The following is a 1028-nucleotide window of genomic DNA, read 5'->3' on the forward strand; positions in this document are numbered from 1 at the left end:
ATGATTTAGAAATCCAGCACCTAAAGCAGAATTATGAAATAAACAACAGTTTTTATAGCAATGACACTATTATAAGCTTTTCATCAATGTTTATAGCTTTATCAGCATTTTTGATTTCAACCTTGTCGTCACTCCAAAATACAAAAACAACTCGATTAATCACTCTTTTGGGAACATTAGAGGTGAGTTCAAAATCTAATGAAATTCTTGTATATTTCTTCATTTTTATTATGATTATATTTATGGTTTATATCTTTAGAAGAGCAATATTTCCAAAAAAACCACAAAAACTCTCTGATGTTATTTTTTTGCTAGAAGAAGTCTTAAAAATCCCTGAACCTCTACTATAAAAATAAGGAATGACTTACCAAGTCAATTTCTGCCAACATTTGCCAACAATTAGCAAGGGAGCTGACGCAACCAATCCTTGCATTAGGTCATAACAGCATGTAAATTTTGTATGTTGCTAGAATTTGCTGTGTATTTGTAACTACGGAGCTATAACATTTTTGTTTTGAATGGGTACACCTCAAAGTTACCCCTGACCTACGTGATGTCGGTATAGACTTTGTCTAGTGTTGATAACCTCCACAATTTTGAGGGCGTTAAAATCTTTACACCCTTAACAGTATTTTAGTGGTATAGCTTTCTGCCACAAGTGGCAAAAACGAAAATTTCGTTGTTGTTATTAAGGGGTCGTGATTCGCGACTTGCTAGGGAGGAACGAATCGGAACCCCCTTTTTTAGGGTCTCAGATAACGAAAGATACTTTTTCACAATTTTGTGATTAACCTTGTCTAAACCTTGTTAGTTTTATCTAGCCATAATCTCATTTTATTTATATGTTTTTGGTTTCACTTTTTTCTGAAACCAATAATAGGATATGAACATTTTTGTACAAATCTCTATAGGTTCACTCTGAAATAGCATATTTTGCGACCGACAAAGATGTCGGGAGCAAACTCACAAACCGCATAACAGCAATTTTAGTTGACTCTAACAAAATTGGAACTAGTGGTTATTTCCCT

General features: G+C 33.6%; 1 protein-coding gene. It reads left to right on the forward strand.

Annotated elements, in window-relative coordinates; all coding sequences use genetic code 11:
* Positions 1–350 (forward strand): hypothetical protein (locus ABZ914_RS51835; protein WP_500201882.1); only part of this gene is annotated, 350 nt, incomplete at its 5' end.
* Positions 351–1028 lie beyond the last annotated feature (678 nt).

Origin of the sequence: Spirillospora sp. NPDC046719, assembly GCF_040645715.1 — a bacterium.
Taxonomy (GTDB): Bacteria; Actinomycetota; Actinomycetes; order Streptosporangiales; family Streptosporangiaceae; genus Spirillospora.